This window comes from Pseudomonas sp. TE4620, assembly GCF_056279045.1.
In genome coordinates this window covers 2,181,894-2,205,389 of the sequence record NZ_JBWBQO010000001.1, presented here as the reverse complement: position 1 = coordinate 2,205,389, position 23,496 = coordinate 2,181,894, and the positions used below count along the sequence as shown (strand labels likewise).

Sequence of the window (23,496 nt, the reverse complement as noted above, 5' to 3'; positions counted from 1 at the left end):
CTGTCGCACAAGGATGTTCCGATGAAGTTCGAGAAAAACTCCGAGCTCGACCAGGCTAACCTGCGCATCATTGTCGCCTGTATTGCCGTGGTTTATATCAGCGTGCTGGGCTTTCTGCCCGGGCAGCATTTTGAAACCTACCGGCCGATCGTGATCTACATCATCCTGTTCCTGCTGCTGTCGGTGGTTATACGCCAGGTTATCGTGCGCTGGCCGGGGGTGTACCCGGCGCGGCGCATTTTCAGCATGGTCCAGGACTACACCGGTACCTGTTTCGGCCTGGTGGTGGGCGGCGAGGCGGCGTTGCCGCTGTACGCGGTGATGGTCTGGGTCAACCTGGGCAATGGCATGCGCTTCGGCTCGCGCTACCTGGCGATCGCCACCGCCCTGGCGTTGCTGGCGCTGCTGTGCGTCTACCGCCTGACGCCGTACTGGCAGGCGCAACCGTTCATGGTGCTGATGCTGATGATCACCAGCACGGTCATCCCCATGTACGCGCACCTGTTGCTTGAACGTACGCGCAAGGCTTCGGAGGAGGCCACCGCCGCCAACCTGGAAAAATCGCGCTTTCTGGCCCAGGCCAGCCACGACCTGCGCCAGCCCATTCATTCCATCGGCCTGTTCACTGCCTGCCTGCGCGAGGCGCGCCTGGGCGATGAAGAACGCCGGCTGGTCGACAACATCGACCGCTCGTTGCTCAACGTCTCGCAGCTGTTTCGCTCGATCCTCGACCTCTACACCCTCGACAACGGCCGCCTGCAGCCGCGCCTGCAGCCTGTGCAACTGGGCGAGTTCCTCCACGACCTGCTGCGTCAGAACGCCGAGGCGGCGCGCTGGGCAGGCGTTGAGCTGCGCTTGCGGGCCTGCGCGCACTGGGTGCAGATTGACCCGGCGCTGCTGGCGACCATGGTCCAGAACGTGCTGTCCAACTGCTTCAAGTACGCGCCGCAGCGCCCGGTGCTGATCGGCGTGCGCAAGCGTGGCGAGGGCCTGGCCATTGTCATTTATGACCAGGGCAGCGGCATCGAGGCGCAGGAACTGCCGAAGGTTTTCGAAGAGTTCTACCGCGTGCGCCAGTTGCGCGACAAGGACATCGAGGGCGTGGGCCTGGGCCTGTCGATTGTCCGGCGCCTGGGGCAGATGATGGGCATGCAGGTGACGATACGTTCGCGAGTGGGCCATGGCACGGCCGTCAGCCTTGAAGGTTTGCGCGAAATTTCCGCGCCCAAGCGCCAGGCCTACCGTGAAGACCCGAGCCAGGTCGGCCTGCTGACCGGTTTGAAAGTCTGCTTGGTGGAGGATGATCGCAACGTGCTGCTGGCCACCAAGGCCTTGCTCGAGCGCTGGGGCTGTGACGTCCAGGCCGAACTGAGCGGCAAGGACCTGGCCAGCGACTGCGACATCATCGTCGCCGACTATGACCTGGGCAACCACGCCACCGGCATCGAGTGCATCGATGAGCTACGGGCGCAACGGGGCAGGGCGGTGCCGGCGCTGATTCTTACCGGCCACGAAGTGGAGAAGATCCAGGCGGCCCTGCACGACCGCCAGATCGCGATCCTGTCCAAACCGGTGCGCCCGGCCGAGCTGCGCGCTACCTTGAGGGCGTTGCGCGAGGCCTCGGCAGCGGCGGTTTAGCCTGGAATCAGTAGCGTTGCAGCGGATTTTGCGGGCGGCCACTGTTCTTGTTGTAGCATTGCGCGCCCATGCCCATGCCCATCGAGGCGATCCCGATCATCACGCCGCTTGGCAGCTCGCAGTTGTAGTCACCCGATGCGGTGCTGGCGATGTAGTAAGTGGAGCTGTGGTCGCTGCGCACGTTGGAAATCTTCGTCACCGGCTCGCCGATGGTGGTTTGCGCGGTGGACTTGAGACGGTCTTCGTTGGGTTTCATGGTCTGGCAACCGGCGACGGCGACCAGCAGGGCGCTGAGCAGGGTGATCTTGCTGAATGCTGATTTCATGGTGCATCTTCCTTGGTGTTGTTCTGTTTTACCGGCACAACGATCCCGCACGCCGCATAGGCGCGGCGTTGGGGAACACTGGGGGTTGCCGGGGAATATAGCGCCAGGGAGGAGGGGGGTCGATTAGCACAAATGGGCTAATGGCATATTGATATAATTTTTTATCTATCGTTGTGACAAGGATATCCGCATGCCCATTTATCTCGCAGCAGAGCAACAGCTGAACGTAGGACACGCCACCGTCATCGAGGCACCGGCGCAGGAGGGGCCTTTTGTCGTGGTCTTCGAGGACGATGAAAATACCGCCTATTTCTACGCCCTGGACAGCAGTGCCAGTGACAACCCGATCCAGGATGCGCTGCATATCTATAACGTCGAGGATATCTCCGACCGGGAGAAGCCCTCGACAGTGAAGATCGGCTGGTCCATGGACCACAGCAAGGCGGTGCTGCTGATCAATGAGTATCCCCATGCCGTGTTTGATTTTACCGGCAAGCAGGGTTACTGCCATTCCGGCTTTCCGCCGTCTGTGGGGAAGGGCTGGTCGCTGCAGGGGCATGAGTGGCAGGAAGACGTACTCAAGCTGTTTGCCTGAGGCGTGAATATATAACTCAACTAAATAGTTATTTAGTTGAGTTATATTTTAAGGCTATAAAAAAGAGCAGGGCAGTAGCGTACTTCCAGGTTCACCTTTGTTCAATGGCCGCGTGGGGAAACTCCTCGCGCAACGCCTGGCTCAACCACTCGATAAACCATGCGGCATCTTCCGACAACGGCTGTTGCGGTGTCAGCACTTGATAACTTTCAAGTGCAATTTGCGCGTCGGTACAACGCACCAGCGAGCCGTCTGCCAGTTCATGTTTGACCAGCACTTCGGTGGCCAGGGCAATCCCGTGCCCACGCCGGGCCAGGTTCAAGGCAATGTCGTTGCTCATGTGCGAGGTATTCGACCTGACCTTGAGCGGTAACTGTTGCGCCGCAAACCAGCTGTTCCACCAGGTGCCGTCGTCGACGTGAATCAGCTCGCAGTTCGGCAAGTCCTGCACCTGTAGGGCTTTATTCGGCAATTTTGCCATGTACGTCGGCGAACAGACCGGGAAAACCGGCGGTTTGATCATCCTCAGAAACACCCCTGAATGCTCGCCCGGCAGGCCAAAACCGATACCCAGGTCAGCCTGACGGGCATCCACTGACGTGAACGAGGCATTGGGTTCAATGGCCAGCTTCAGGCCCGGGCGCAGGCTGCGCACTGCATCGACATGCGGCGTCAACCAACGCGAAGCGAACGCCGGCACGCACAGAATGCGCAGCCAGCGCTCCTGCTGGCGACTTGCAACCCGCGAGCCGGCATCGGCCAGAATCTTCAGGGCCTGGGTCGCGGCCCGGTGAAACTCAAGCCCGGCCGCGGTCAGAGTAACGCCGCGGGGCGTACGCTCGAGCAGTTGCACGCCCAGCCAGTCCTCAAGGTTTTTCACGTGGCGGCCAATGGCCGGCTGGGTCACGTGCAGCGCCCGCGAAGCGGCCACGTAACTGCCCAGGCGCGCAGCCGCCTCGAAGGCACGAATGGCATTGAGCGGAGGCAGACGGTCGCTGGGCATGGCGTTCACTGTTGTTAGTTTTTGTAATATCGACCCGGACTTTATTGTTCTTTTCCCGCCCCGGCAAGTTGATAAGCTCGAAATCGACTGACGCAATTTCACTGGATGTCGAGGAAGTACCGATGTTACGCAGAACAATAAAAAAACAATCCACCCAGGTTTTTTCGCTGTTGGCATTGAGCATTGCCGCACTGGGCTTGACCCATAGCGGTATCAGCCTGGCTAGCGACCAAGGCGCACACTGTGGCGTTCCAGGGCTCAGCGTTTGCCCGCAACCCTTTGATAAAACGCTGCCCGACCCGCACAACATGCTGACCTGGGACCAGGCCACACGGGTAGTGGGTTTTCGTAATACCTACCGCCTGTACGAAGGCGATGTATTCAGCACCCAGGGCGTCAAACCATCGCCATTAATGCAGGCCAGCAGCCCATTGCCAGCCATTGACTATGCAATGAACGGCAAGCACTTCAGCATCGATAACTACATCGCCAACCAGAGCGTCACCGGCCTGTTGATCCTCAAGGACGGCAAGATTGCCTACGAGTACTACGGCAAGGGCAACAGCGAAAACACCCTGTGGACCTCGCGCTCAGTGGCCAAATCGGTGGTCAGCGTGCTGGTGGGCGTGGCGATAAAAGAAGGCAAGATCAACTCGGTGGACGACAAGATCACCCGGTACATCCCGGAACTCAAAGGCACGGCCTGGCAAGAGGTAACCTTGCACCAGTTGTTGCAGCACACCTCGGGCGTGGTCTGGGATGAAAACTACGCGTCAGCGAACTCCGATTTCTCCCACATGACCCAGTGCGAAGCCAAGCCTGCGCCATACGACTGCGTGTTCAACCTGGTCAAATCGGTGAAACGCAAACCCGGGGTCAATCCGGGCGAAGTCTGGTCCTACAATACCGGCGGCGCCTGGCTGGTGGGCCGCGTGCTGGAAAACGCCACCGGCATGACCCTGGCCAACTACCTCGAAAGTCGCATCTGGAGCCGTTACGGCATGCAGCAGGATGGCGTCTGGCATGCCTTGGTCAAAGACAAAGTCGACATGGGCGGCCACGGCTTCAACGCAGCACTGCGTGACTGGGGCCGCTTTGGCCAGTTTGTGCTCAGCGGCGGTCAGTTACCATCGGGCGAGAAGATTCTGCCGGATGACTGGATTGCACGCTCGACACACTGGACCACCGCCAAAGGCTCGGTCACGCCATCGGCACCGAACGGACAGTACGGCTATCAATGGTGGTACTCGGCGCCGGCGCCTGATGCCAATGCCGAACCCAAGAAAACCGCCACCAGCGAACAAACGTTCTGGGCGCTTGGGATTTACGGCCAGACCATTGCAATCAACCCGGCGGAGAAACTGGTGATGGTGCAATGGTCGACATGGCAGAACGCAGAGACACCCAGTTCGCTGTATGACGAGCAGGCGTTGTTTGTGAATACGGTGAGTGAAGCGTTGCACGGCAAGTAACGGTGTAAGGCTGAAAACGGGTGGTGCCAGGCTTGAAATCTGTCCTGGCACTGCCCGTGGGCTGCTATAGATGACTACGCATAATGTATATTATGTTAAATCGAGTATTATGAAAGAAAGCCCGGCATCACTGCCGGGCTTTGCATTCCCCTCTTGTCACCGTCGCGAATTGCGGACACTTTTACCCCATCAACCCTTTGAGCCCTCTACTCACGTGGCTTCCAGCGACTCGGCATTGCTCAAATGCGCCTCCATTCCGACGAAATGCGGACACTTTTGCAATCATACGATTTCCGTAACCCACTGATTTTACTGGGTCGCACGCTGATACGATGATTTGAACCGTTCTACCTAATTCCTCCGCTATCTGGACACTCGTGACCACTGCAGCACTGGCGTCTGAATTGCTACAATCCTTGTAATTCGGGGCTTCCAGTGACATCTGCACAAAATACGGACACTTTCCGAGTCGCGAGCCGAATCGCATAATGTGGACACTTTCCGAGATTTTTAGCCTTGGAAAGATACCTACGCCAAAGTGAACTCAGCGTTGCTTTATGACCTCGAAGCCAGGAGCGCCAGGGCCTGCAGCCATGCTGGCCTGCGAAACCCTCCGTTTCGGTGTTCTAGGTGCACCTAGCGCTCAGCTGAGCCATGGAGCTCTTTTTGAGTGGATCTGACAATAATGCGGACACTTTCCGAAGGCCCAGTTGAGAGTTCATGAAGCTAGAATCCCATTTTTCCTGGCCTCGGGATGTTTTGCACTTAATGCAGACACTTTCCGAAAGCGGCTAAAATTAAATTAACGTGGACACTTTCCTCAGGCCGCCGCTTTGGGGCTACGACTGTCAATACTTAGTCAATATTGATCGAGCCGTACGTTCGAAAATCAATTTCAATTATTGATTCGTGTAATCAGCAGCCCCGTATTCGTTGGGCGGAAGCTGAACCTTGGAGTGGAAAAAGCAATATATGCTATATGTTAACAACAGTGCTGCAGCACAATTATTTTGAAGCGCAAGGATTAATAGCGCTTACTGCGCCCAGGCCAATATGTCAAGTCCTGACTGGCATTTAGCGGATGAATGGGCATGGCATGTTTGTGGTTGCGACCGGCCTAACTTGTGGATATCATCCGCAGACTCCCATTAACTAGGCCCGGCGATTGAGAGTAGGTTGTATAGGAAAGCGAAAACTTCCTAAAACAGCCAGACTAGGAAGTTCTCAATCGCTAAGTAAGGCCACCTTTTCTCGGTAAGTTAGATGCCCTGCACTCCCCAGCCAATCTTTGAATCTCACGGTGACTTTGTGGATCAAGATTTCACTCTGGGCCGGCCATCCATCGCGAGCGCCGACCAGTACCTGGAGAGCTTTGCCGCAGAGCTGAAAGCCATCCCGGGCTTCATGGCCGTGCGTGGCTATCTGCGGTGTTACGCGGACAACGCGCTTACCTATAGCACTTATCGTGGGCACGTCGAACGCCTGCTGCTGTGGTCGCTGATCATCCGTGAGAAGCCCGTCACTGAACTGAAAAGGCTGGATGCGGAAGCTTTTCTGGAGTTTTGCAAAAACCCGCCAGCCAGTTGGGTTGGCTCCGTTGTCCGCAATCGTTTTGTTACCAAACAAGATGATGCTTTGGCTTTGTACTCGGAAGTTGGTCATAATCCAAAATGGAAACCTTTTACTCATCGCGCGCCTAAACAAAATAAAGCGCTGACTGAGGATGTTGATGAGTTTCGGTCTGCGGACTATCATTCATCCAAAGGCAGCATGAGTAATGTGTTCAAGGTCGCTAATGGCTTTTACGAATATTTGGTCGAAGAAGAACTCGCCAGTTCCAATCCCTTTCGTAAGGTCACAAAAAAAGGACAGTACAGTTCATCCCAGCAGGAGTCGAACTCTTCCCGCGCGCTAACACCCTTACAATGGGATTACGTGATTGATACAGCGGAAACAATGGCTGAAGCTGAGCCTAAAAAACATGAACGCACCTTGTTCATTCTCCTCACGATGTTCAGCATGTATCTACGTATATCGGACATAGTTGGGCGTTCCAATTGGCAGCCCACCATGGGTGATTTTCGTTTGGATGCCGATGGAAATTGGTGGTTCCATGTGGTGGGTAAAGGAAACAAGTCCGGCAAGATTGCAGTACGTGATGAGTACGTGGAGAAGTACCTAAAGCGCTATCGCACATTCATTGGGCTGGGCCCATTGCCGAGTTACCAGGAGAAGTCGCCGCTTCTGAAAACGCTAAGCGGCCGCGCAGGTCTCTCTGACCGGCAAGTACGCGCCCTCCTCCAAGCCGTGTTCGACAACGCGCTGGTACGCATGCGCGATGAAGGGCGCGAGCCCTACGAAATGGATAGCCTGCGGGTGGCATCGTCTCACTGGCTTCGCCATACCTCGGCCACGTTCGACGCGCCGTTCAGAAGTGCCAAGGATCTCCAGTACGACCTGCGCCACTCGAACTTGGCTACGACTCAGAACACTTACTATCACTCTCATGATCAAGAGCGGGCACTGTCCGTGAAGCGATTGGGGACACGGGATAGAGGCTAACGTTTACGGCGGTCAAATCGAAGGAGTACAAATGTATTCCTTCGTCTCAATCATCGTCGCTCAACAACTGAAGCCTCGGTCAGTGGAAAGGCATCTCGTCAGGGTCTTAGACTGGCTTCGCGCCGAGGTGCGATCAGGGCGCGGTTGGGATACCCACAAAAGAGGCCTTAATCACTTCGCGCAAAATTGCTAAAGCACTTAGAGAGGTTGAGCATGCCCCGCTTCGATGTTGACCTGTGCCGAGTGTCTCGTGAGCACTACATCACGGGGAAAGCAGCCATCAATTTTCCATGGCCAGAGACGACTACAGGCGGCTGGCATCATCTTTCCTACTGGGATAGGGAAGCTGGCCAGGTCAAGGTTTCACTCGCGGGAACCCATTACCCCGACACCTCAGTCTATTTTGGTGAGCTTGGCATCTTGGACGCTATCCACGAGCTTAGTCGACGCGGCTGGACGATAGATCACGAGATCTACATAGCTGATCATTTTCGTGCCGCTGCAGATATGGTTCTCGCCTGGGCGTTCGGCCAGTCGAAGCACTGCAATGTCGAGTTGTCCGACTGGTTTCCGGAAGACCAGGATCGATGCTACATCCTTCAACTGCTCACCTCTGCCACCGACAAAATGAGCAACTCACAGCGTGACCGTATCAATCAGTGGGCTGAGTCACAGCTTCGGCGAACTGGCTGATTTACATACACTGTGCAGTTTTGAGCTACCGTGGCCTGATCTCACCCACACTTTTCAAGATCATACGATGAAAGAGCTTCGAATTGCCGCAGAAGTGCTTGAACGCCTCAGTCACAACCAGGACGCCCTAAGAGCTGCGGTAGAAGAGCTAGCGAAATGGGTAGGTGATCGTGGGGCAACCTCAGTTGTTGGCAACGTCAACGGGGCGCTGGCCACAATGGACGACAATATAGATGCAGTGCGCAACGGGATCGCTGAGCTAGTAGCGGCAAGCGTGAAGCCGTAGCGAGCCGTCCCGACTCGATGAGGCGAAGTTTTTAGCTTCAGGTCAGGATGTCGTAAACCGAGCCACCGTCGTGCGCCGATGGCTCGGCCCTTCGGGCGTCCATCCGTCACGCCTGCGCGCTCCGCTTGCTCTCCCATACGCCTATCCTCGAGTTCGGTGGATATCTGAGCTGCCCCAGCAAACTCTTCCGCTCAGGCAATGCCACTCGACTAAGCTGAAAAGACAGCCAGGTATTGCTTGAAGGACAGTTCTAACTTCGAGGGTGCAAAGGATATGCGCAAGAAAGGTCAGTCTTGGCTTCTGCCGCTGCTGGTTCTATTCGTCGTGCTCTGGGCGATTGGCAAGAAGGATCCGCCTACAACTGAGCCTGCCGTCAGCCAGGCGCCGGTGAACACCTTGGCAACGGTCTCTTCACCAGCGCCCCGGCCAACACAAGATTCTGCACTAGAACACTTCGTCAACGCGGACAAGCTGAACCTGCGAGCTCAGCCAGGTGGGAAGGTAATTTCCAGCCTCAAGCGTGGCGAAAAGGTGCGGGTCTATGAGCAGAAGGAGGCATGGGCTCGCATCAGCCTCGACGGCCAGCCCCAGCGTTGGATTTCCTACAAGAATCTCTGCAGCGGATCGAATTGCTTCGCCACCTCGCAGCCGAAACGAGATCGCCCCGCTCCGCAACCAGCGCGTAGCACATCGCCAGAATATGGTTCATCGTGTCCCTGCTCTTCCGGCCGAGTTTGTATAGGCCCAAGAGGCGGGCGCTATTGCATCACGTCCGGTGGTAACAAGCGGTACGGCGTTTAGTTGCCTTGCTCATGCTGATGCTGCCAGTCAAGGATTTGGCCAACCGTTTTCTGAGGCCAATTCTCCTGCAACGACCTCAGCGCTGCGTTGGAGGTGATCATAGGTACCTGCGAAGTGAATGCTTCAATCTTCCTGCCTGGCCGTGCGAACTTGAGACGACTGCGGCCGGGAAGAAGCCTTATTGCTTGCCCAGGCTTTCGGGCGACGCTCAACCAGTGCCGCCCATAATCGGTCTCGCACCTGCGCGACAACTGCTGCTCCACTTCTCTTAATCGACGATGCATCGACTTGGGAGCTAGGTGCTCCCACCACAGGCGATTCAATCTGACCATCGAGCTATGACCCTCTGAGTTGTCAACTTGTCATTCACACCCAACGCGGCGAGGCAACATGAAGCGTTCCAACAATTCGATCTGTAGGGCTAAAGTCGTTTCCGGCACCGAGTTGAGTCGCATTGCTCCGCCAGTAAATGCATTCTAGTAAAGGAGCCCCACCACAAAGGAAAAACCATATGCTCAAAGCGGCAGCTCAATTCGTTGTAGGCGCGATCAAAGAAGAATTTGGACACCCCTCCTCCTTAGTAAAACTGATTGCCAAGGAACCGGGCCTCAACAAGCCATTGGTTGAATACGACAAAGGTATTTCCAGCGATGAGGTCGTGAAGTGGCATGAGTTCGGCAACCTTTCTTATGAACGTAACCGCCCATGCAAAGGTAGCCTCAACGGATTTGGGCACTGCCCAGGCGCCAATCGAAACTATGGTGGCGTGTCGGTACGTCGTGAAGACTTACTCAACCTCGGCACGACTCGAGAGGTGGAGAGATGGGAATGCGACATTCAGGACGTAGATGGCTTTTCGGCTTCCAAGTCAGAGCTCCACTTGTTCAAAAGCATGGATGCGATGGTGGAGAAGAACTCGAAAGAGATGATTGATGAAATCACCCCAGAGAAACTAGCCGAGAACTTGGCTTGGGATGAAATCCGAATTATAAGCCGTGTGGATCATGACTTTTTTCAGACCTGGTCGTGGGATGGGCGAGTTTTCTTGATGAATAGCGGTGGCTCCCATCATTTTGCTGCATCTAAGTACATCGCGAAACGCCTCAACATCGAGGTACCTCTAAGTGGTAGATACCGAGTTCACGGCATCAATCAGGTGGCTTTGGAGAGCCTCACTCAAGATTTCGAAATCTTCGTGATGTCGTCTTATCACACGCATCAAATGGGCTTTCACAGAGCCATGCAGAGCTTCAAGGCAACCTACTACTGGAAGGATCTGCCACGTCCATACACTGATCAATGTGCGGTTTTCCTACCGAAGGCAGAGAGAAGGTCAGCCAAAGTCGCCGAGATTTTACACGCGTCAGCTTTCCAAGACCTCGGCCGCTACCTGAAAGATATCAGCACGCGCTGACTCGAGAACCGCATGGGACTTCCAGCTATTTTAGGGAGTCCTGTTCGCGAAATCACAGCCGTCCTGCGACTTTTTTCTTCAACGCATTCAGCATTCGCTTTACCTCTATTTTTTTGGTTCAAAACGATGGTTTCCTCATAAACTGGATAGCCTCAGTGTGGGTCGACACTTGATGAAGATGAGGCAATTGAGAAACTCCATTCGGAAGTGCTGTGCAACCATTGTCGGTACGTTCTGGAAAAGGATCAGCGTCGCTTCCGGCCTGCTTGGCTCGAAGCGGAAGTCTTGATTCTTGGGGGCGTCTGTCGTAAACCGAGCCGCTCGCCAAGGCGACGTCCCGGCCAGATGGACTTCCATACTCGCGTCTCGCCCCCTAGGCCTGCGTGCTCCGTTTGCCTCCAGATTATTCCGAGCCGATTACTCCACCAATCGCCTTGCATCCCGAAGGAATGGGGGGCCAGCTACTGGGGCGCAGCAATCGCTCTTGAATCGGCGGCTGCATAGCTGCCCCCCTAAACTCCGCCGCCTTTGACACACTTTTTCAAGTAGGTCAGCCCTGCATGTTCTCATTCACCATCAATCTGACTAGCCTCCGCCTGATTGGCTTCGATGGCTTTGATCGCGGCAGCTCCTCCTCGCTTGGTGAGGTCTATGCCGATGACCTTGATGTCTTCAACGTTAGGAAACCTTGAAGCTATGGCCAACCAGTGTTCTTGCAATGCGATTACTAGATCATTAAACCCGACCCGGCCTTGGGTGGGCGTCTCCCACGTGGCCTGACCTCCACAGTTTACCAGCAAGAAGATGCCGCAGCTTGAGCTAATATCGCGGAGGTAATCCCCGCAGAGTTGGTTCTCGAGTCGTTCGAAATGCCCGGGGCCGCTCCAGTTCTGTGAAAGCTTAAGTTCGACAGGCACGGGCGCGTAGTACTGACTGTTTTGGAATCGATAATCAGGCCTTTTGTCATCGGCGAGCTGCTCTTCCTGCGGCACGACGTAGCGTCCCGCAGCATTATCCCTCAACCACTTACCGATGAACTTCCGAATGGAAGTCTCCTGATTGGTCTGGATCAAAATTTCTGCGTAGCTCGAATCGCTATCTTCAAGATCATGCTTTAAGTCCAGAAGTCGATCGATCGCCAGATTCCAGAGGTCACGGTGGGTGGATGGAGTGCTTTCCAGCGACTCATGAAAATCGACGACCTTCGATGGTTCCCATGGCGGCGTCTGCGAGTCGGCTGTAGCTTTTTGCTGAGCGTAGAATGCGCTCCAGGGACGTAATCGCTCCGCAGGGTGGGCCTGTGCGATTTCCTGCAATGCTAGGAATGATTCCTTCCCAGGTGTCTCTCGGATAAAAGCTAAAAGCCCATCACGAGCATTCTGGGCATCGTCCCTAATGCTGGAGTTCGGAAGGTGAGCGCCTTAGCCATAACCAGGATGCGTTGCGCGCCGCCGTCGAAGAGCTAGCCAAATGGGTTGGTGATCGAGGAGCAAGCAGTGTGGTAGGAAATGTGAACAGTGCTCTGACGACCCTCGACGACAACATCGATGTCGTGCGTAAGCGTTCTGTGGAAACGCACGTTTTTCGCGCACAGCATCAACAATTAAGTGATGCCGCGCGCGAAAAAATCACGGTCAGATGCGAGATAAATGGGCGCTGAATCTTTTGCGCATACTGCAACAGAATATCAATTCTGCGCCCATAGTCCGAAGCTTGTGTCTGCGGTATAGGGGCATCAGCCTTCGACTAGGCAGGCCATCCTTCATCCAACATGCTAGCGACGAAGGTCCCCTCTTTGTAGGCGGCTAAGAGGATAGCCTCTCGGTCAAAGCATGCCTGGACGTGGGCCCGTACCGCCGTTGCAAGCTCGATGAGCTGTGACGCACTTAGATCAACGAAGCGATCCACCGTTTTCCAACCGATTTTGCAGTTCGGCTCCAGCATTGCCTGGACGGCAGCCCCCGCCACGAGAGCCTGGCTATCGCGGCTGGTGTCGATGAACAAACTTTGAACCTGGATGCCCGCCGTTTCGCGTTCATAACGCGTCTTCGCGATCAGGGCCTCGACTGCGCCTGCTTTAACAGGACGCGGTCGCTTTACTAGGACCCCATCCACTAACGCCCAAATGCCGTCGCTCTCCTGTGTCAGACGCATCCATTCAGCCTGACTGATGGCAATCGCTTGCTCTGGCAGCTGTCCCACGCCCTCAACGTGACGTGTTGCAACATCACCATTCGAATGTGTCGTTATGTAGTAACTCATCGAATCCCCCTACCATCCACACGAGATAAACTTAAAAGTACCGGCGACTTGGATAGCAGTGCCATTGGCAGAAACAATCGTTGCCCGGAAAAAGGCCTGTTCAGAGCTACTGATTTCAACCCCATCTAGGCCAAGTGAGGTGTTGCTTGCTGTTGCCATAGTCGCAAACTCACTGTTTGGGTATGTCAGTGGGAACGAGATGACCGTCGGCTCGGCGGGGATCGTGACAGTGCCCCACTGAACAATGAAACCACCAAGCCAATGGGGAAACGCAATGTATCCGTTGGGCGCCCTTAGAACCGCAAAACCATATTTCACGACCGCAGGGTTCAGCGTCTTGGTCTCGGAGTTCGTGTTGATCAGTTCACTGGCATTGGCAAATGAGGCGATCCCTGCAACGGCGTAGGTGGCCTGTACAACGCGTGTCGCGATGGCTTGAACAACCCGTAACGGGGTCATCGGCAAGGTGTTATCGGCTCCCGCCTCGGCTTGTGCCTGGGTTGGCAGGGCAATTCCGTAACCGCTTAATGTAGTTGGCTTGCCGCTGGTGATCTTGGACCAGTCCAGATTGGGCACATCTGAAGCGACCATCGCTGTGGCCGCGACCACACGCCCGAACTGGTCAACGGTAAACTTTGTGTAGGTCCCCGCCCCAACTCCACTTGGACTTAGCGAAACCTGATTCCCGGTGACAGTGATTCCCAATCCCGCTGTGACCGTACCTGCCCCTGCGAACTGCGAAACGACAATTGCAGTGCTGCCCAGTGTTCCGCCCGTATCGGCGGTACAGACCCAACCGGTATCCGCGTTTTGCGTGCCTCGCTCGACGAATACAAAGGCCGACACCAGCTCGTTCCAGATATCGGCATCAACGGTCCGAGTCCAGGCGCCTGCGGCTACGGCATAAAGACCGTTCTGGCTCGCCGTGGCCTGGTTTTTTACCAGCACACGATTTCCGGCGGCCACGGCAACACCGTCGATGGTTTGCGTGCCCGACAAGGCAATGTTCGCGGTAGTTGCAACCAGAACGGACTCTTTGACGTTTAGGCCGCTAATCAGATTGTCCACGTATTGCTTGGTGGCAGCCTGAAGCGCGCTGACAGGGTCAGCGCCAAGCGACACCTGCCCGAATGACGGTACTGCCAAGTTGTGGATTGATTGAGGCAGCGAGAACGTGACCGCGCCGTTAGAGCTGGAGACCACTACCTGATTGGCGGTACCCGCTACCGATGTCACCCCAGTGTTAACAAGCGTAGGGTTTCCGGCAACACCGTTGCCATTGCTCAAGCTCAAGCCAGGACCGGTGACAGCTATAGCTCTCGCCGCCACGGCACCCACACCTGTATTGACATAGAAGCCTTGCGTTGTCAGCGCGGCCAGAGCGGTAAGGTCAGAGTCCAAGGGTTGTGCATCTGCTATTCCGTACCCGCTCAACGTCGTCGGCTTGCCAGTCGTAATCTTCGTCCAGTCCAGACTTGGAATATCGGATGCGACTAACGCAGAGCCCACAGTCACTAGACCTTTTGCGTTGACCGAAACTTTCCCATACGTGCCTGCTACAACGCCGCTGTTGGCCAGAGTGAGGGCTGCCGTGACATTGGCCCCTCCATTGAACGAGACCGACCAGCTTCCGTCGCCGGTGATGGAAATCGACCGCAAGTTGGCGAGCACTGCCGCTTTGCCTGCAACCGTGGCTCCAGTTTCCAGAAAGGAAGTGCGTTGTTTAAGCCACGCGGTGCGATTGGCCAGTTGCTTACTTGGTAGGTTATCGACACCTTCAGGCCCACCAAGCACTGGGTCAGAGGTTTCAAATTGATAGATGCCGGGTGTCCACTCGGCGACTTCTGGTAGGTCGGCCATGTATTAGCTGCTCCCATGGTTGTAGGTGCCGTCACGTCGAGCAAAGCCGTTATGCCGTATGGCCACTGATTGGTAATCCAGTGAAACAAGACGGCAGCGAGCCGGAGCGACGGATAAAAGTAACCGGCGCAGCAAGGCGGCCTGGTCATTGGTAATCGAGCGTTCGAGGTACACCCGGTAAAGAGGCCAAGAGGCAGGGTTACCATGGACATGCGTTCCGTCCCGGCGAATCGTCCCGTCATGCACCTGGTTGCTCAAGCCTTCCTGCAGCGTGATTTCGCCGAAGCCGAGCAGCCGAATGACCTCGCGGATTGCCCAGGGCGTTCCTTTAAAACGGTGCAGCTCTGCGGCGTTCTTGATCAAATTGCGTCGGGCGTCTGATGACTCGGCGAGCAGCCAAGCGGCTTCATCAAGCATCGAGAATTGGTCGGCCAGCACAGGCAGCAAATTTGGCTTAACCAGGTCAACCAGGTACACAAGCATCGCGTTGAGATCGAGGCCACTCATGCTGTCATCAAGCAGCTCGCACAACTGCGCGAAGCGCTCGTCACCCGCTAGCGCAGGAGGTAACTGGTGCTTAGCCAAAGGCCACCCCTGCATCAATTAGCTGAATCGAAGTGCAGTTGGCCCACTCATTCCCTTGCAACTCGCGCAAGACGCTGGGGAGTTCAAGGTCTGCGCGATACACGCCATCCACCTGCAGAGCCGCTGTCAGTTGCTCCCGGACCAGGTCAAGGCCAAGCTTCGCCCGCTTTTCAGCCGCGAAGGTTTCCGCCGCAACTTTTGCAGCGGCCATGGACTCTGTCCGTTCGGCGGTGGCGTAAAACGTGAGCCGGGCCTTGATGGCATAAGTGACCTCTGTTGGCATCAGGGCATGGACCGTGTCGCACAGCGGTCGAACCTTCTCTCCGCTAAGACGCCCCTTTATCTGTGCCAACAGATCGTTGGAGGGTAAGCCGTTGCTTGTGAGGGGAAACACTGCGACATGGCCATCCAGCTGACCTTCATCAGGCCCATGCACGGCGACGTCAATAATCGATTGATGAACTGCTAGAGCATGATAGCGATAGGCGCCACGGCTTCCTGCATTGCTGAAGGCCTCAGGCGCCAGGATGATCCGTTCTCTATAGCGCTCGTCGTCCTCGTCTTCCACGCCGTCTGCAGTCACGGAAGTGTTGCTTGCGACCAACCCGGCCAAGGGACTGTTGCTGATGACATTGATTTGCCCAATCGCCCATCCGTTGCCCTGAACTCCAGCAGTCAGGCAGGTCGCCACAACACTGACCTGGAGTTGTCCTGGAGTGATCTCTGCGTCCTGATTGGTAGCGAAGCTCAACTTGCCGTCTTGGGTGCTGACGCGAGTGCCTGCGGGGATCACCAGTGGTTGAGACAGCGTCGTAGGCATGCTGAAGCGCAGCATGCAACGAGCAGGCTGGGCCAAAAGTCGAGGGGTCGCGACCAGCTCGCCCAGGTAGTCGAGGATGGGACCGTTGGAAAAGCGTACCAACAGCTGCTCGCCTGCGTTCTGAATAGCCATCTGCAGGCGAGATGTGGCGTAGGCAACCTGGTCGATGAATAGACGTTCGATTTGCGCGGGATACAAGGTTTTACCGGACTTGAGCTCATATCGAGCGATCAGGTCTGCCTCGGTGGCGGCTGGATCGATCCTCACGAATTCCGGCTTAGGCAGTTCGCGCATACGGCACCTCGGTCATCTGCTCAACGCCATCAGTCACGCGCCACAGCACTGTCAGGGTGAGATGCGCTGCATCGGTCTGCACCTGGACCTGGACCACCGACACGCGGGTCTCCCAACGACGAATAGCCTCAACCGTTTCGCGGACCAGGTACGGGGTGACGCGGTCATGCGGCCAGTCGATATAGAGGTGCAGGTCACTGCCGAATTCAGGGCGGTGCGCATCGCTGCCTTTTGGGGTGGCCAGAATGATGCGGATGGACTGGTCTATGTCGCGCAAACCCTCGACCACCTCGCCGGGTGTACCGAGGGCGGGCTGCCAGTGGGCGGCGGTGATGCTGGTGTAGGGAGTAGGCGTAGTCATGCGCCCATCATGGGAAAGCCACGATGGGTTAGCTTTTAATCTGGTTTAAAGACAGGCAACATCAGCGCGAACCCGGATTAGGAGCAGGCATGGACATATGGGAAGTAGACAAGCTCGTTTTATTCATCGCCTTTGTAGTTCCAGGCTTCATCAGCCTGAAGACCTACGCATTGCTCCAGCCTACTCAAGTCAGAGACACATCCCAGCAATTGGTCGATGCGGTAGCCTACAGCTCAATCAACTATGCGCTGTTGATCGGTCCTATTTACGCCGTGGAGCAGCTTGAGCTGAGAGCTAGCCATCCTGTTTGGTATGTACTTTTCTATGTTGTGGTGTTGCTGCTTGCGCCTATCGGATGGGCGTGGGGCTTCCTGTGGCTTAGAAAAACCCGACTTCTACAACGTTCGGTAGTGCATCCGACTGGCAAGCCCTGGGATTTTGTCTTTGAGCAACGCCTCTGTTACTGGGTAGTGGCTACACTGAACGACGGTCGCCGCATTGGGGGCTACTACGGCCCGGAGTCCTTTGCATCCAACAACCCTGAGCCCGAGCAGATTTATCTCCAAGAGTCTTGGGTTCTCAATGATGCCGGTGGGTTCGAGAGGGCTAGAGTCAATACCGCTGGCATCATCATCCTAGGCAAAGAAATTGCTACGCTCGAATTGTTTCATGTAGAGCATCCCGAGGAGTGTGAGAATGTCGAACAAACGAAGTGACTCATCCGAAAAATTTGGCTACCAACCCAGCAAAAGTGATTCTAGCCCCGCGAAAGGCGGGTACTCGCCGAGTCCTACCAGTGAGCGGGCCCCTGCACCACCACCCAAGAATCCCTAACACAGAACCCAAGAGAGCGATTGACATGTCCACAAGTGACAAGAAAAGCGGTGAGCTCGTGAACAACGGGTATCAACCGACCAGCAAACAACAGTTTAAAGATGGGTACCAACCATCCGCTACCGCGCAGACTCAGCCAAAACCGGTGGCACCGCCACCTAAAAACCCGTAACCATTGGCCCGTAAGGGCCTTTTTTAATGGGTGTGGTGATTCGAGTTTCCACCAGCATCCATGATTGTTCCGGTCGCGTTGACATTCCCATTCACCTGGAGATTACCGTCCAACGTCACCTGCGGGATCACCAAATTCGCCGATGGGGCTTTCACCACAACAGGCTCCCCCGACTGGATCGTAATGTTTCGGACACACTTAACAAGCAACGTCCCTACGCTATCCAACATCATCACCCCCGCCGCTCGGTCGTAACTGACGACCGTCCCGTCGCTGTACCGCACATAGTCGGTATCCTCATCAACCACAGGCGGCGGCTCAGCGGTCGAGTAGATCCCGCCCAGGTACACACCACCCACGCCATCCTCATCAAGTAGCACCGCAACCTGTTCGCCGATCTCAGGCATCAACGGTCGTCGCTTCGTGCCCTGGGCGTTACGTTGTGGCACGTTGAGCCAGAAGCTCTCGACACCATCGCGATCATCCAGGCGAACACGAATGCGGCACGTCAGATAGTCCACGGCACTGACCTCGCCATACTCCAATTCGACGCCCATCAGGCCACGACCTCATGCTGGGGACCATAGCTGGACAACGCCAAATCAGGCTGGACGTTCTGCTGGCTCATCGAGATCGAGGCCGCAGCCACGCGACAGGCCTCCTGGTCCACGGTGTAACCGCCGCTGCGGGTCACACGGTGGTGCGCGGCGGTGATCAGGTAATCACCGCCCAGCTTTCCAGCAGCTACTAAAGTGATGACATTGCCACTCACCAGCTCGGGCCGCCCCAGTGCGGTCCAGCCACCCGTTGTGCGCTCCCGGTTGGCCTTGGCCAAATCGGCCTTGGCACGTGCCTTAGCCACCTCTTCCGAAGCGGCGCGCTTGCGTTGCTTCTTGGTATCCGCACTGGTGGTGGCCTTGCTGGAACTGCTTGGAACTGCCACGGTTTCGCCGTTGACGATGTCATACGAGATCAGCTTTTTCTTCACCGGATCCTTGTGTTTGACCGCAACTTTCTTTGGCACAACGGTGATCTGGTCACGGACCCGCACGCTAGCCAGGTCCTTCAACACCAGGCTGGCTACCGGTCTGCCCTTAGCCAGGTCGCTGATGGCATGGAACACCATACGCTTGCCCGTGACCTTGAATGCATAGTCGTACTCGCCAGCCAGGTTGCGCAGAAAGGTCAAATCAGAGTCCTGCTGTGTGAGACGGTCAAGCTTGATCGGCTCGATTCGACCGACTAGTTCCAGGCCTTGGCGTGCAGCGATCTGTTTGGCCACCGCGTTCAAGGTGGTGTTCTCATAAGCGCGATGCTCAGTGGTGCGCAAGGCCGACTGGATACCTGCGCCCAGGGCGCGGATGTTCACGGTCGAAGGGGGAGCGTTCAGTTCCACCTCATCTATCTCGAAACTACCGAGGGTACGCAGCGGCTGTCCTTGCCATCCCATTGACAGGGTCAACAGGTCGCCATGTCCGGGATACCAGGTATCGATCCACTTGCCTTCGGTGTCCTCCAGCTCGACGTCAAGGCTGTCCGCCTGACCGGTGAGGAAGTCTGAGTAAGTTAACGACAGCAGGTGCTGGCTGATGTCATGAGTGATGTTCCGGTGCTGATAGCTCAAGACAAAACGGGCTTCGGGCACCTGCTGTGGGGTTAGCGCATCCATGGGGGCAGATCCTCGGTAGCGAGTACGGTTTCGAGCATGGGGATGGCCAGCGTCAGGCCAGCTGGCAAGGCGCTGGTCAGCGGTACATGGGGATTGGCCTGGACGATGGGTTGGTACCGGTGGGCATCACCGTAATAACGCCAGGCCAACTGGTCCCAGCGCTCACCCTCGGTTGTGGTATGGGGAATGAACATCAGGCCCTCCGAGTCAGCACTTGTGCGGTGAGCCCAGCCAAACGGGGCCTGGCAGCGTCCATGGTATTCAACGCCTGGTCCAAGGACTCCCGAGAGGCAGCAAAGCGTTCAACGATGTTGCTCAGGTCAACAGGGTCGAGACTGGAACGTGCGCCGGTAACACTGCCCAGCACGTCCTCACCCAGCTTCGCCAAATCAGCCCCGTCCTGGAGCAGGCCTGCCGCTTCAGTCAGGCCCTGTAGCGGCTCAATGGCGCGCCCTGTCACACCCAATAGTTGCGGTACCTGGCCGAGAATCATCGAAGCATTGCCGTTCTTGACCTGGTCGTAGAGATTCTTGCCAGCCTGCAGCACGTTGGCCGCTGTTTTGGCATGACCAACAACCAACTGCGTGGTGCTGGGCGAAGGCATGAACTTGGAAAACAAGCCGGGTGTCCCAGCTGCTGCCGCTGGGGTACCGCTGAGCGCCGGATTGATCAGTCCAGGCTTGGCTATCACCTTACGGGTGAACGCGCCTGTGTACTCCCTCAGGCTCAGTTGCACGGTGGCGGATGTCAGTTGGCCAGTGGCCGATAGGCGTCGACGCTGCAGGCTGAGATCCGCAATGACATGCGGGCCGAGGTAGTCACCGCTGCCTAGGACCAGGGCCAGCGGCTCGTGCTTGCTCTTGGCCTCGCGCAGCGCTTGCCAACGCTTTTCCGGATCACCCAGCTTCGGGTGCAACTCAATGCTCAGGTTAATCTCGTCGAGTCCTTCACCGATCCACTCGAGCAACGGCTTACCCTTGATCCGAGCATGTTCGGCCCAGTCCGCGGTGCCGCGTTGTTCCATACCAGAGATACCGCCTGCAACGGTGAACTCGATGTCGCCTAGTAGTGCAAACATCAGGGTCTCCCTCCAGTGTCAGGACCATAACTGCGACGCCGCTTATCGTGTTGGAAACGTTCCATGAAGCGCACAAACTCGTCGTAGCTACCTTTAAGTACCTGTTCGAACTGTTTGGGTTGAGCGCCTGCAGGCAGTTCGATCTTCGGCGAGTAATGAACCACCAGCTCCCCGGCTGCGGCAGGTTGTCCGATTCCAGGAGCTCCCATACGACTGGCCACTGATACCGCTTCAGGGCTTGGTGGTAGGCGTTGTGGTCCCTGCGCTGAGTCAGGCCTGTCAGGAACTGCCTTATGTTTTAGTGCAGCCATAGGCTTTAGCAGCTTCGGCTGTGGCTGTTCTGGGACCGCAGTAAACGATGCTCGCGGTGCCATCAAGCTGCTGAGCGACGGGGAGATTTCAGGCATCGTAGGTGAGAGGAATTTGGGGGCGGCAAGCTCTACCGCCGTGGCGCCTGCCATTCCCAAGGCAGCTTGGCGGACCTGGTCAGACTGAGCTGTGATGCCAATCGCAGCCCCTTCACTGATGTTCGCCCCGTAGCCGATAAAGACTCGGCTGGGCGACTGAATGCCAAGGGTCTCCGCGAACCAACTTTTGATCGATGTACCAACGCCAACTATCGACTCTTTGGCAGCAGTAAGTGCATTGCCGATTCCGTTGACCAAGCCACTGATGATCATGCCGCCGAACTCGCTGAACTTCGCGGGCAACTCGATTCCGAAGTAACTCATGACACCGCTGAAGGCACGGTAGAACAGTCCCAGAGGCGAGAAGTTAGCGAGTAAGCCTAGGATGCCAGTCAGGCCACCACTGAAGCCTGTTTTGATTTCAGCCCATAAGCCGCCGAAGAAGCCCTTGATGGGCTCCCAGTAGCGGTAGATCAGGTAAGCGCTGAGCGCGATGCCGGTGACCAATAGACCAATGGGGTTCATCAGCAAGGCACGGCCAAGCCAGAGCACGGCCTGGCCCGCCAGCTTCAGGCCAAACAGCAAAGTCCCACCGAGTACCTTGCCGAGCATCAGGACGCCACGAGCCGCCATCATTAGGGGGGCGCCGAAGGCCATAGCCATACCGCGCAGGAACAGGCCGCTGAATCGCAGTACCGTTCCAAGCCCCGAGCCGATGCGAGTTAGCCCCGTAACCAGGGGCGCGAACTTCCCCATCTGCCACATGGCTCGCATTAAAGTCCATTTGGCAGACAGGCCTGTCACCGTGGTGGTCATTGCCACAAAGGGCGACATCAGCAGATTGGCGCCGTAGGCCAGACCAATGAATGCCAACTTACCAGCCAGGAGGCCTGCCACCAGACCAACAACACCTTTGATGATGGCGGGATTTTCGCTGGCCCAGGTTGAGAAAGATTGCATTACCGGCACCAACGCTTTGGTGACGTCGACCAACGCGGGAATCAGTGCACTACCAACAGAAATACCGATATCAGATAGATTCACCCCGAGTTGTTTCAGCTGCTCTTTGGGGCTTTCCATTCGTTTTTTCCAGTCGGCATCACCAATTCCCTTGTCGGCGTCATCAATACTGGTTTGTTGAATCGCTGCCAAGTCCTTTCGATTAGCCATTGCAGGCCGAACAAATGAAAGCACCTGCATGTCAGCAAAGAGCTCACCCAATTTATAGGCTTCGTTCAACCGCTTCAGGGCAGTCTCTCGTTCGGCGTCATCCTTAATAGCCATAGCTTTCTGAAACTCGCCGGCAGCTTTTGGCCCCTTACTTCCGACATACTGAGTGATGACTTCAAGCATCGCCTGGACCGGAGTGAGCCCTTTGCCAATAAGGTTCGTCATTGCATCTTGAAGATCTATGCCTGCCCCTTCAAATGACTTGAGGGTGTCCTTGGCAGTTAGTTTCGAGAGGAAGTTCTTGAAGTTGTTGGCGGCCTCATCATTGCTACCGGCACCACGTCGGGCGATTTGCAGGGAAGCCCCAATCTCAGCAACAGCGCGCTCTCCAGTTATGCCCAGCGCAGCAAACTGAGGAGTTATCTGCGGTAACCATTTCGCCATATCCGCCAGCTCGAACTGGCCTTGCTTACCAGCAGACGCGAGCATGTTCATGGAGCGATCAAATCCTGCGGCACTGATGCCCAGGTTGTCATTTAGTGCGATGGCAACGGAACCAAGATCATCCATGCTGGCTCGTGTAGCTGTCGCAAATTTCGCCATTTGTGGTGCATATGCTTGCAGTTCTTTTGCGCTGGAGATACCACCCGCGATCAGCACTGCAGTACCGTTCGCAACTTCGGTTTGGGTCTGATTCCACTTCAACGCTGCTCCACGCATGACCTCACTTAGGCGCTGTTCTTCTGCCGCATCAAATCCACCGGTGATAGCAATGTCGTTGGTCTGGTCCTTGAAGTCGATTGCAGTACGCATCGACTGCACAATTGGAGCACCGAGGACTGCTGCTGTGCCAACGGTCTCCATGGCTTGACCACGTAGATCGGCACGGGCGCTCTTCAGCGTTTCGCCACGCGCAATGCTGGTGTTGAGTCGCTCTTGCTTGAGCTTGAGTTGGTCGATGGAGCGTCCGACCTGGTCGTACTGCCGACGCATACGCTCAAGGCCACTGCCACCACGGGCTAATGCTGTCGACAGCTCGCTACCGATCAGCTTCTGCTTGGCCGTCAGACCATCCGTAGCCCGGCCGAGTTGTTGTACGGTGGATTTCGCCGAACCAAACGCGGCATGTAGGCTGCCCGATACGGCGGCGCCGATCTTCAATCCAACCAGGACTTCATTGGCCATATTTTGCTAC

Annotated in this window: 20 protein-coding genes and 1 pseudogene; 8 read left to right on the top strand and 13 right to left on the bottom strand. The window is 56.3% G+C overall.

Features of this window, described 5'->3' with window-relative positions; all coding sequences use genetic code 11:
• The first annotated feature begins 21 nt into the window (after positions 1-21).
• A complete protein-coding gene (locus ACZ9A3_RS10430) occupies positions 22-1,638 on the top strand; it encodes an ATP-binding response regulator (protein ID WP_258597724.1) in 1,617 nt (538 codons plus the stop codon).
• 7 nt (positions 1,639-1,645) lie between these two features.
• On the opposite strand, the gene ACZ9A3_RS10425 is transcribed toward ACZ9A3_RS10430, so the two are convergent.
• Positions 1,646-1,963: a hypothetical protein gene (locus ACZ9A3_RS10425; protein WP_093382978.1), complete on the bottom strand. Its 318-nt coding sequence runs from the start codon at positions 1,961-1,963 to the stop codon at positions 1,646-1,648.
• A gap of 190 nt (positions 1,964-2,153) precedes the next feature.
• On the opposite strand from ACZ9A3_RS10425, the gene ACZ9A3_RS10420 reads away from it, so the two are divergent.
• Positions 2,154-2,558, top strand: coding sequence for a DUF2251 domain-containing protein (locus ACZ9A3_RS10420; RefSeq protein WP_195884068.1), 405 nt, complete (start codon positions 2,154-2,156; stop codon positions 2,556-2,558).
• A gap of 91 nt (positions 2,559-2,649) precedes the next feature.
• Here the strand turns inward: ACZ9A3_RS10420 and ACZ9A3_RS10415 are convergent, their stop codons facing one another.
• Positions 2,650-3,561 (bottom strand): LysR substrate-binding domain-containing protein, encoded by a 912-nt coding sequence (locus tag ACZ9A3_RS10415; RefSeq protein WP_476252542.1) that lies wholly within the window; start codon positions 3,559-3,561, stop codon positions 2,650-2,652.
• Between the two features lie 122 nt (positions 3,562-3,683).
• On the opposite strand from ACZ9A3_RS10415, the gene ACZ9A3_RS10410 reads away from it, so the two are divergent.
• The 5 genes from ACZ9A3_RS10410 to ACZ9A3_RS10390 all read left to right on the top strand — a co-directional run bounded on the left by ACZ9A3_RS10410 (position 3,684) and on the right by ACZ9A3_RS10390 (position 10,789).
• Complete coding sequence (locus tag ACZ9A3_RS10410) at positions 3,684-5,033, top strand: serine hydrolase domain-containing protein (protein ID WP_476252541.1); 1,350 nt, start codon at positions 3,684-3,686, stop codon at positions 5,031-5,033.
• A 1,263-nt stretch (positions 5,034-6,296) separates the two neighbouring features.
• Positions 6,297-7,595, top strand: coding sequence for a tyrosine-type recombinase/integrase (locus tag ACZ9A3_RS10405; RefSeq protein ID WP_476252540.1), 1,299 nt, complete (start codon positions 6,297-6,299; stop codon positions 7,593-7,595).
• Between the two features lie 213 nt (positions 7,596-7,808).
• Positions 7,809-8,288, top strand: coding sequence for a hypothetical protein (locus tag ACZ9A3_RS10400; protein ID WP_371918904.1), 480 nt, complete (start codon positions 7,809-7,811; stop codon positions 8,286-8,288).
• A gap of 559 nt (positions 8,289-8,847) precedes the next feature.
• The gene (locus ACZ9A3_RS10395) at positions 8,848-9,375 is read left to right on the top strand and encodes an SH3 domain-containing protein (RefSeq protein WP_101323020.1); all 528 of its coding nucleotides are present in this window, start codon (positions 8,848-8,850) and stop codon (positions 9,373-9,375) included.
• A 511-nt stretch (positions 9,376-9,886) separates the two neighbouring features.
• A complete protein-coding gene (locus tag ACZ9A3_RS10390) occupies positions 9,887-10,789 on the top strand; it encodes a DUF6685 family protein (RefSeq protein WP_401293649.1) in 903 nt (300 codons plus the stop codon).
• Between the two features lie 566 nt (positions 10,790-11,355).
• On the opposite strand, the pseudogene ACZ9A3_RS10385 reads toward ACZ9A3_RS10390, so the two are convergent.
• The 6 genes and pseudogenes from ACZ9A3_RS10385 to ACZ9A3_RS10360 all read right to left on the bottom strand — a co-directional run.
• Positions 11,356-12,186, bottom strand: a pseudogene (locus ACZ9A3_RS10385) (hypothetical protein); the annotation flags it as partial.
• A 349-nt stretch (positions 12,187-12,535) separates the two neighbouring features.
• Positions 12,536-13,051 (bottom strand): DUF4376 domain-containing protein, encoded by a 516-nt coding sequence (locus ACZ9A3_RS10380; protein ID WP_476252539.1) that lies wholly within the window; start codon positions 13,049-13,051, stop codon positions 12,536-12,538.
• A 9-nt stretch (positions 13,052-13,060) separates the two neighbouring features.
• The gene (locus tag ACZ9A3_RS10375; protein ID WP_476252538.1) at positions 13,061-14,911 is read right to left on the bottom strand and encodes a gp53-like domain-containing protein; all 1,851 of its coding nucleotides are present in this window, start codon (positions 14,909-14,911) and stop codon (positions 13,061-13,063) included.
• 3 nt (positions 14,912-14,914) lie between these two features.
• Positions 14,915-15,496 (bottom strand): phage tail protein, encoded by a 582-nt coding sequence (locus ACZ9A3_RS10370; RefSeq protein ID WP_476252537.1) that lies wholly within the window; start codon positions 15,494-15,496, stop codon positions 14,915-14,917.
• Positions 15,489-16,610 carry a baseplate assembly protein gene (locus ACZ9A3_RS10365; protein WP_476252536.1) on the bottom strand — a complete coding sequence of 374 codons (1,122 nt, stop codon included), beginning with the start codon at positions 16,608-16,610 and terminating at the stop codon, positions 15,489-15,491. Before ACZ9A3_RS10365 ends, ACZ9A3_RS10370 begins: the two co-directional genes overlap by 8 nt.
• Positions 16,594-16,971: a GPW/gp25 family protein gene (locus tag ACZ9A3_RS10360; RefSeq protein ID WP_476252535.1), complete on the bottom strand. Its 378-nt coding sequence runs from the start codon at positions 16,969-16,971 to the stop codon at positions 16,594-16,596. The genes ACZ9A3_RS10365 and ACZ9A3_RS10360 overlap by 17 nt, the downstream gene beginning before the upstream one ends.
• Before the next feature lie 89 nt (positions 16,972-17,060).
• Between ACZ9A3_RS10360 and ACZ9A3_RS10355 the strand changes: the two genes are divergently transcribed.
• The gene (locus ACZ9A3_RS10355; protein ID WP_433886055.1) at positions 17,061-17,687 is read left to right on the top strand and encodes a DUF6338 family protein; all 627 of its coding nucleotides are present in this window, start codon (positions 17,061-17,063) and stop codon (positions 17,685-17,687) included.
• Between the two features lie 313 nt (positions 17,688-18,000).
• Here ACZ9A3_RS10355 and ACZ9A3_RS10350 read toward each other — a convergent pair whose 3' ends face one another.
• Genes ACZ9A3_RS10350 through ACZ9A3_RS10330 form a run of 5 tightly spaced genes read right to left on the bottom strand, consistent with a single transcriptional unit; the run spans position 18,001 to position 23,486 of the window.
• Positions 18,001-18,534: a phage baseplate assembly protein V gene (locus ACZ9A3_RS10350; RefSeq protein WP_476252534.1), complete on the bottom strand. Its 534-nt coding sequence runs from the start codon at positions 18,532-18,534 to the stop codon at positions 18,001-18,003.
• The gene (locus ACZ9A3_RS10345) at positions 18,534-19,646 is read right to left on the bottom strand and encodes a phage late control D family protein (protein WP_476252533.1); all 1,113 of its coding nucleotides are present in this window, start codon (positions 19,644-19,646) and stop codon (positions 18,534-18,536) included. The genes ACZ9A3_RS10350 and ACZ9A3_RS10345 overlap by 1 nt, the downstream gene beginning before the upstream one ends.
• On the bottom strand, positions 19,634-19,840 hold the full coding sequence (locus tag ACZ9A3_RS10340; protein ID WP_433886058.1) for a tail protein X: 207 nt from the start codon (positions 19,838-19,840) through the stop codon (positions 19,634-19,636). Before ACZ9A3_RS10340 ends, ACZ9A3_RS10345 begins: the two co-directional genes overlap by 13 nt.
• Positions 19,840-20,724, bottom strand: a complete 885-nt coding sequence (locus ACZ9A3_RS10335) for a phage tail protein (RefSeq protein WP_476252532.1) — start codon at positions 20,722-20,724, stop codon at positions 19,840-19,842. The genes ACZ9A3_RS10340 and ACZ9A3_RS10335 overlap by 1 nt, the downstream gene beginning before the upstream one ends.
• Entirely contained in the window at positions 20,724-23,486 is a 2,763-nt protein-coding gene (locus ACZ9A3_RS10330; protein ID WP_476252531.1) for a phage tail tape measure protein, read from the bottom strand. The genes ACZ9A3_RS10335 and ACZ9A3_RS10330 overlap by 1 nt, the downstream gene beginning before the upstream one ends.
• Positions 23,487-23,496 lie beyond the last annotated feature (10 nt).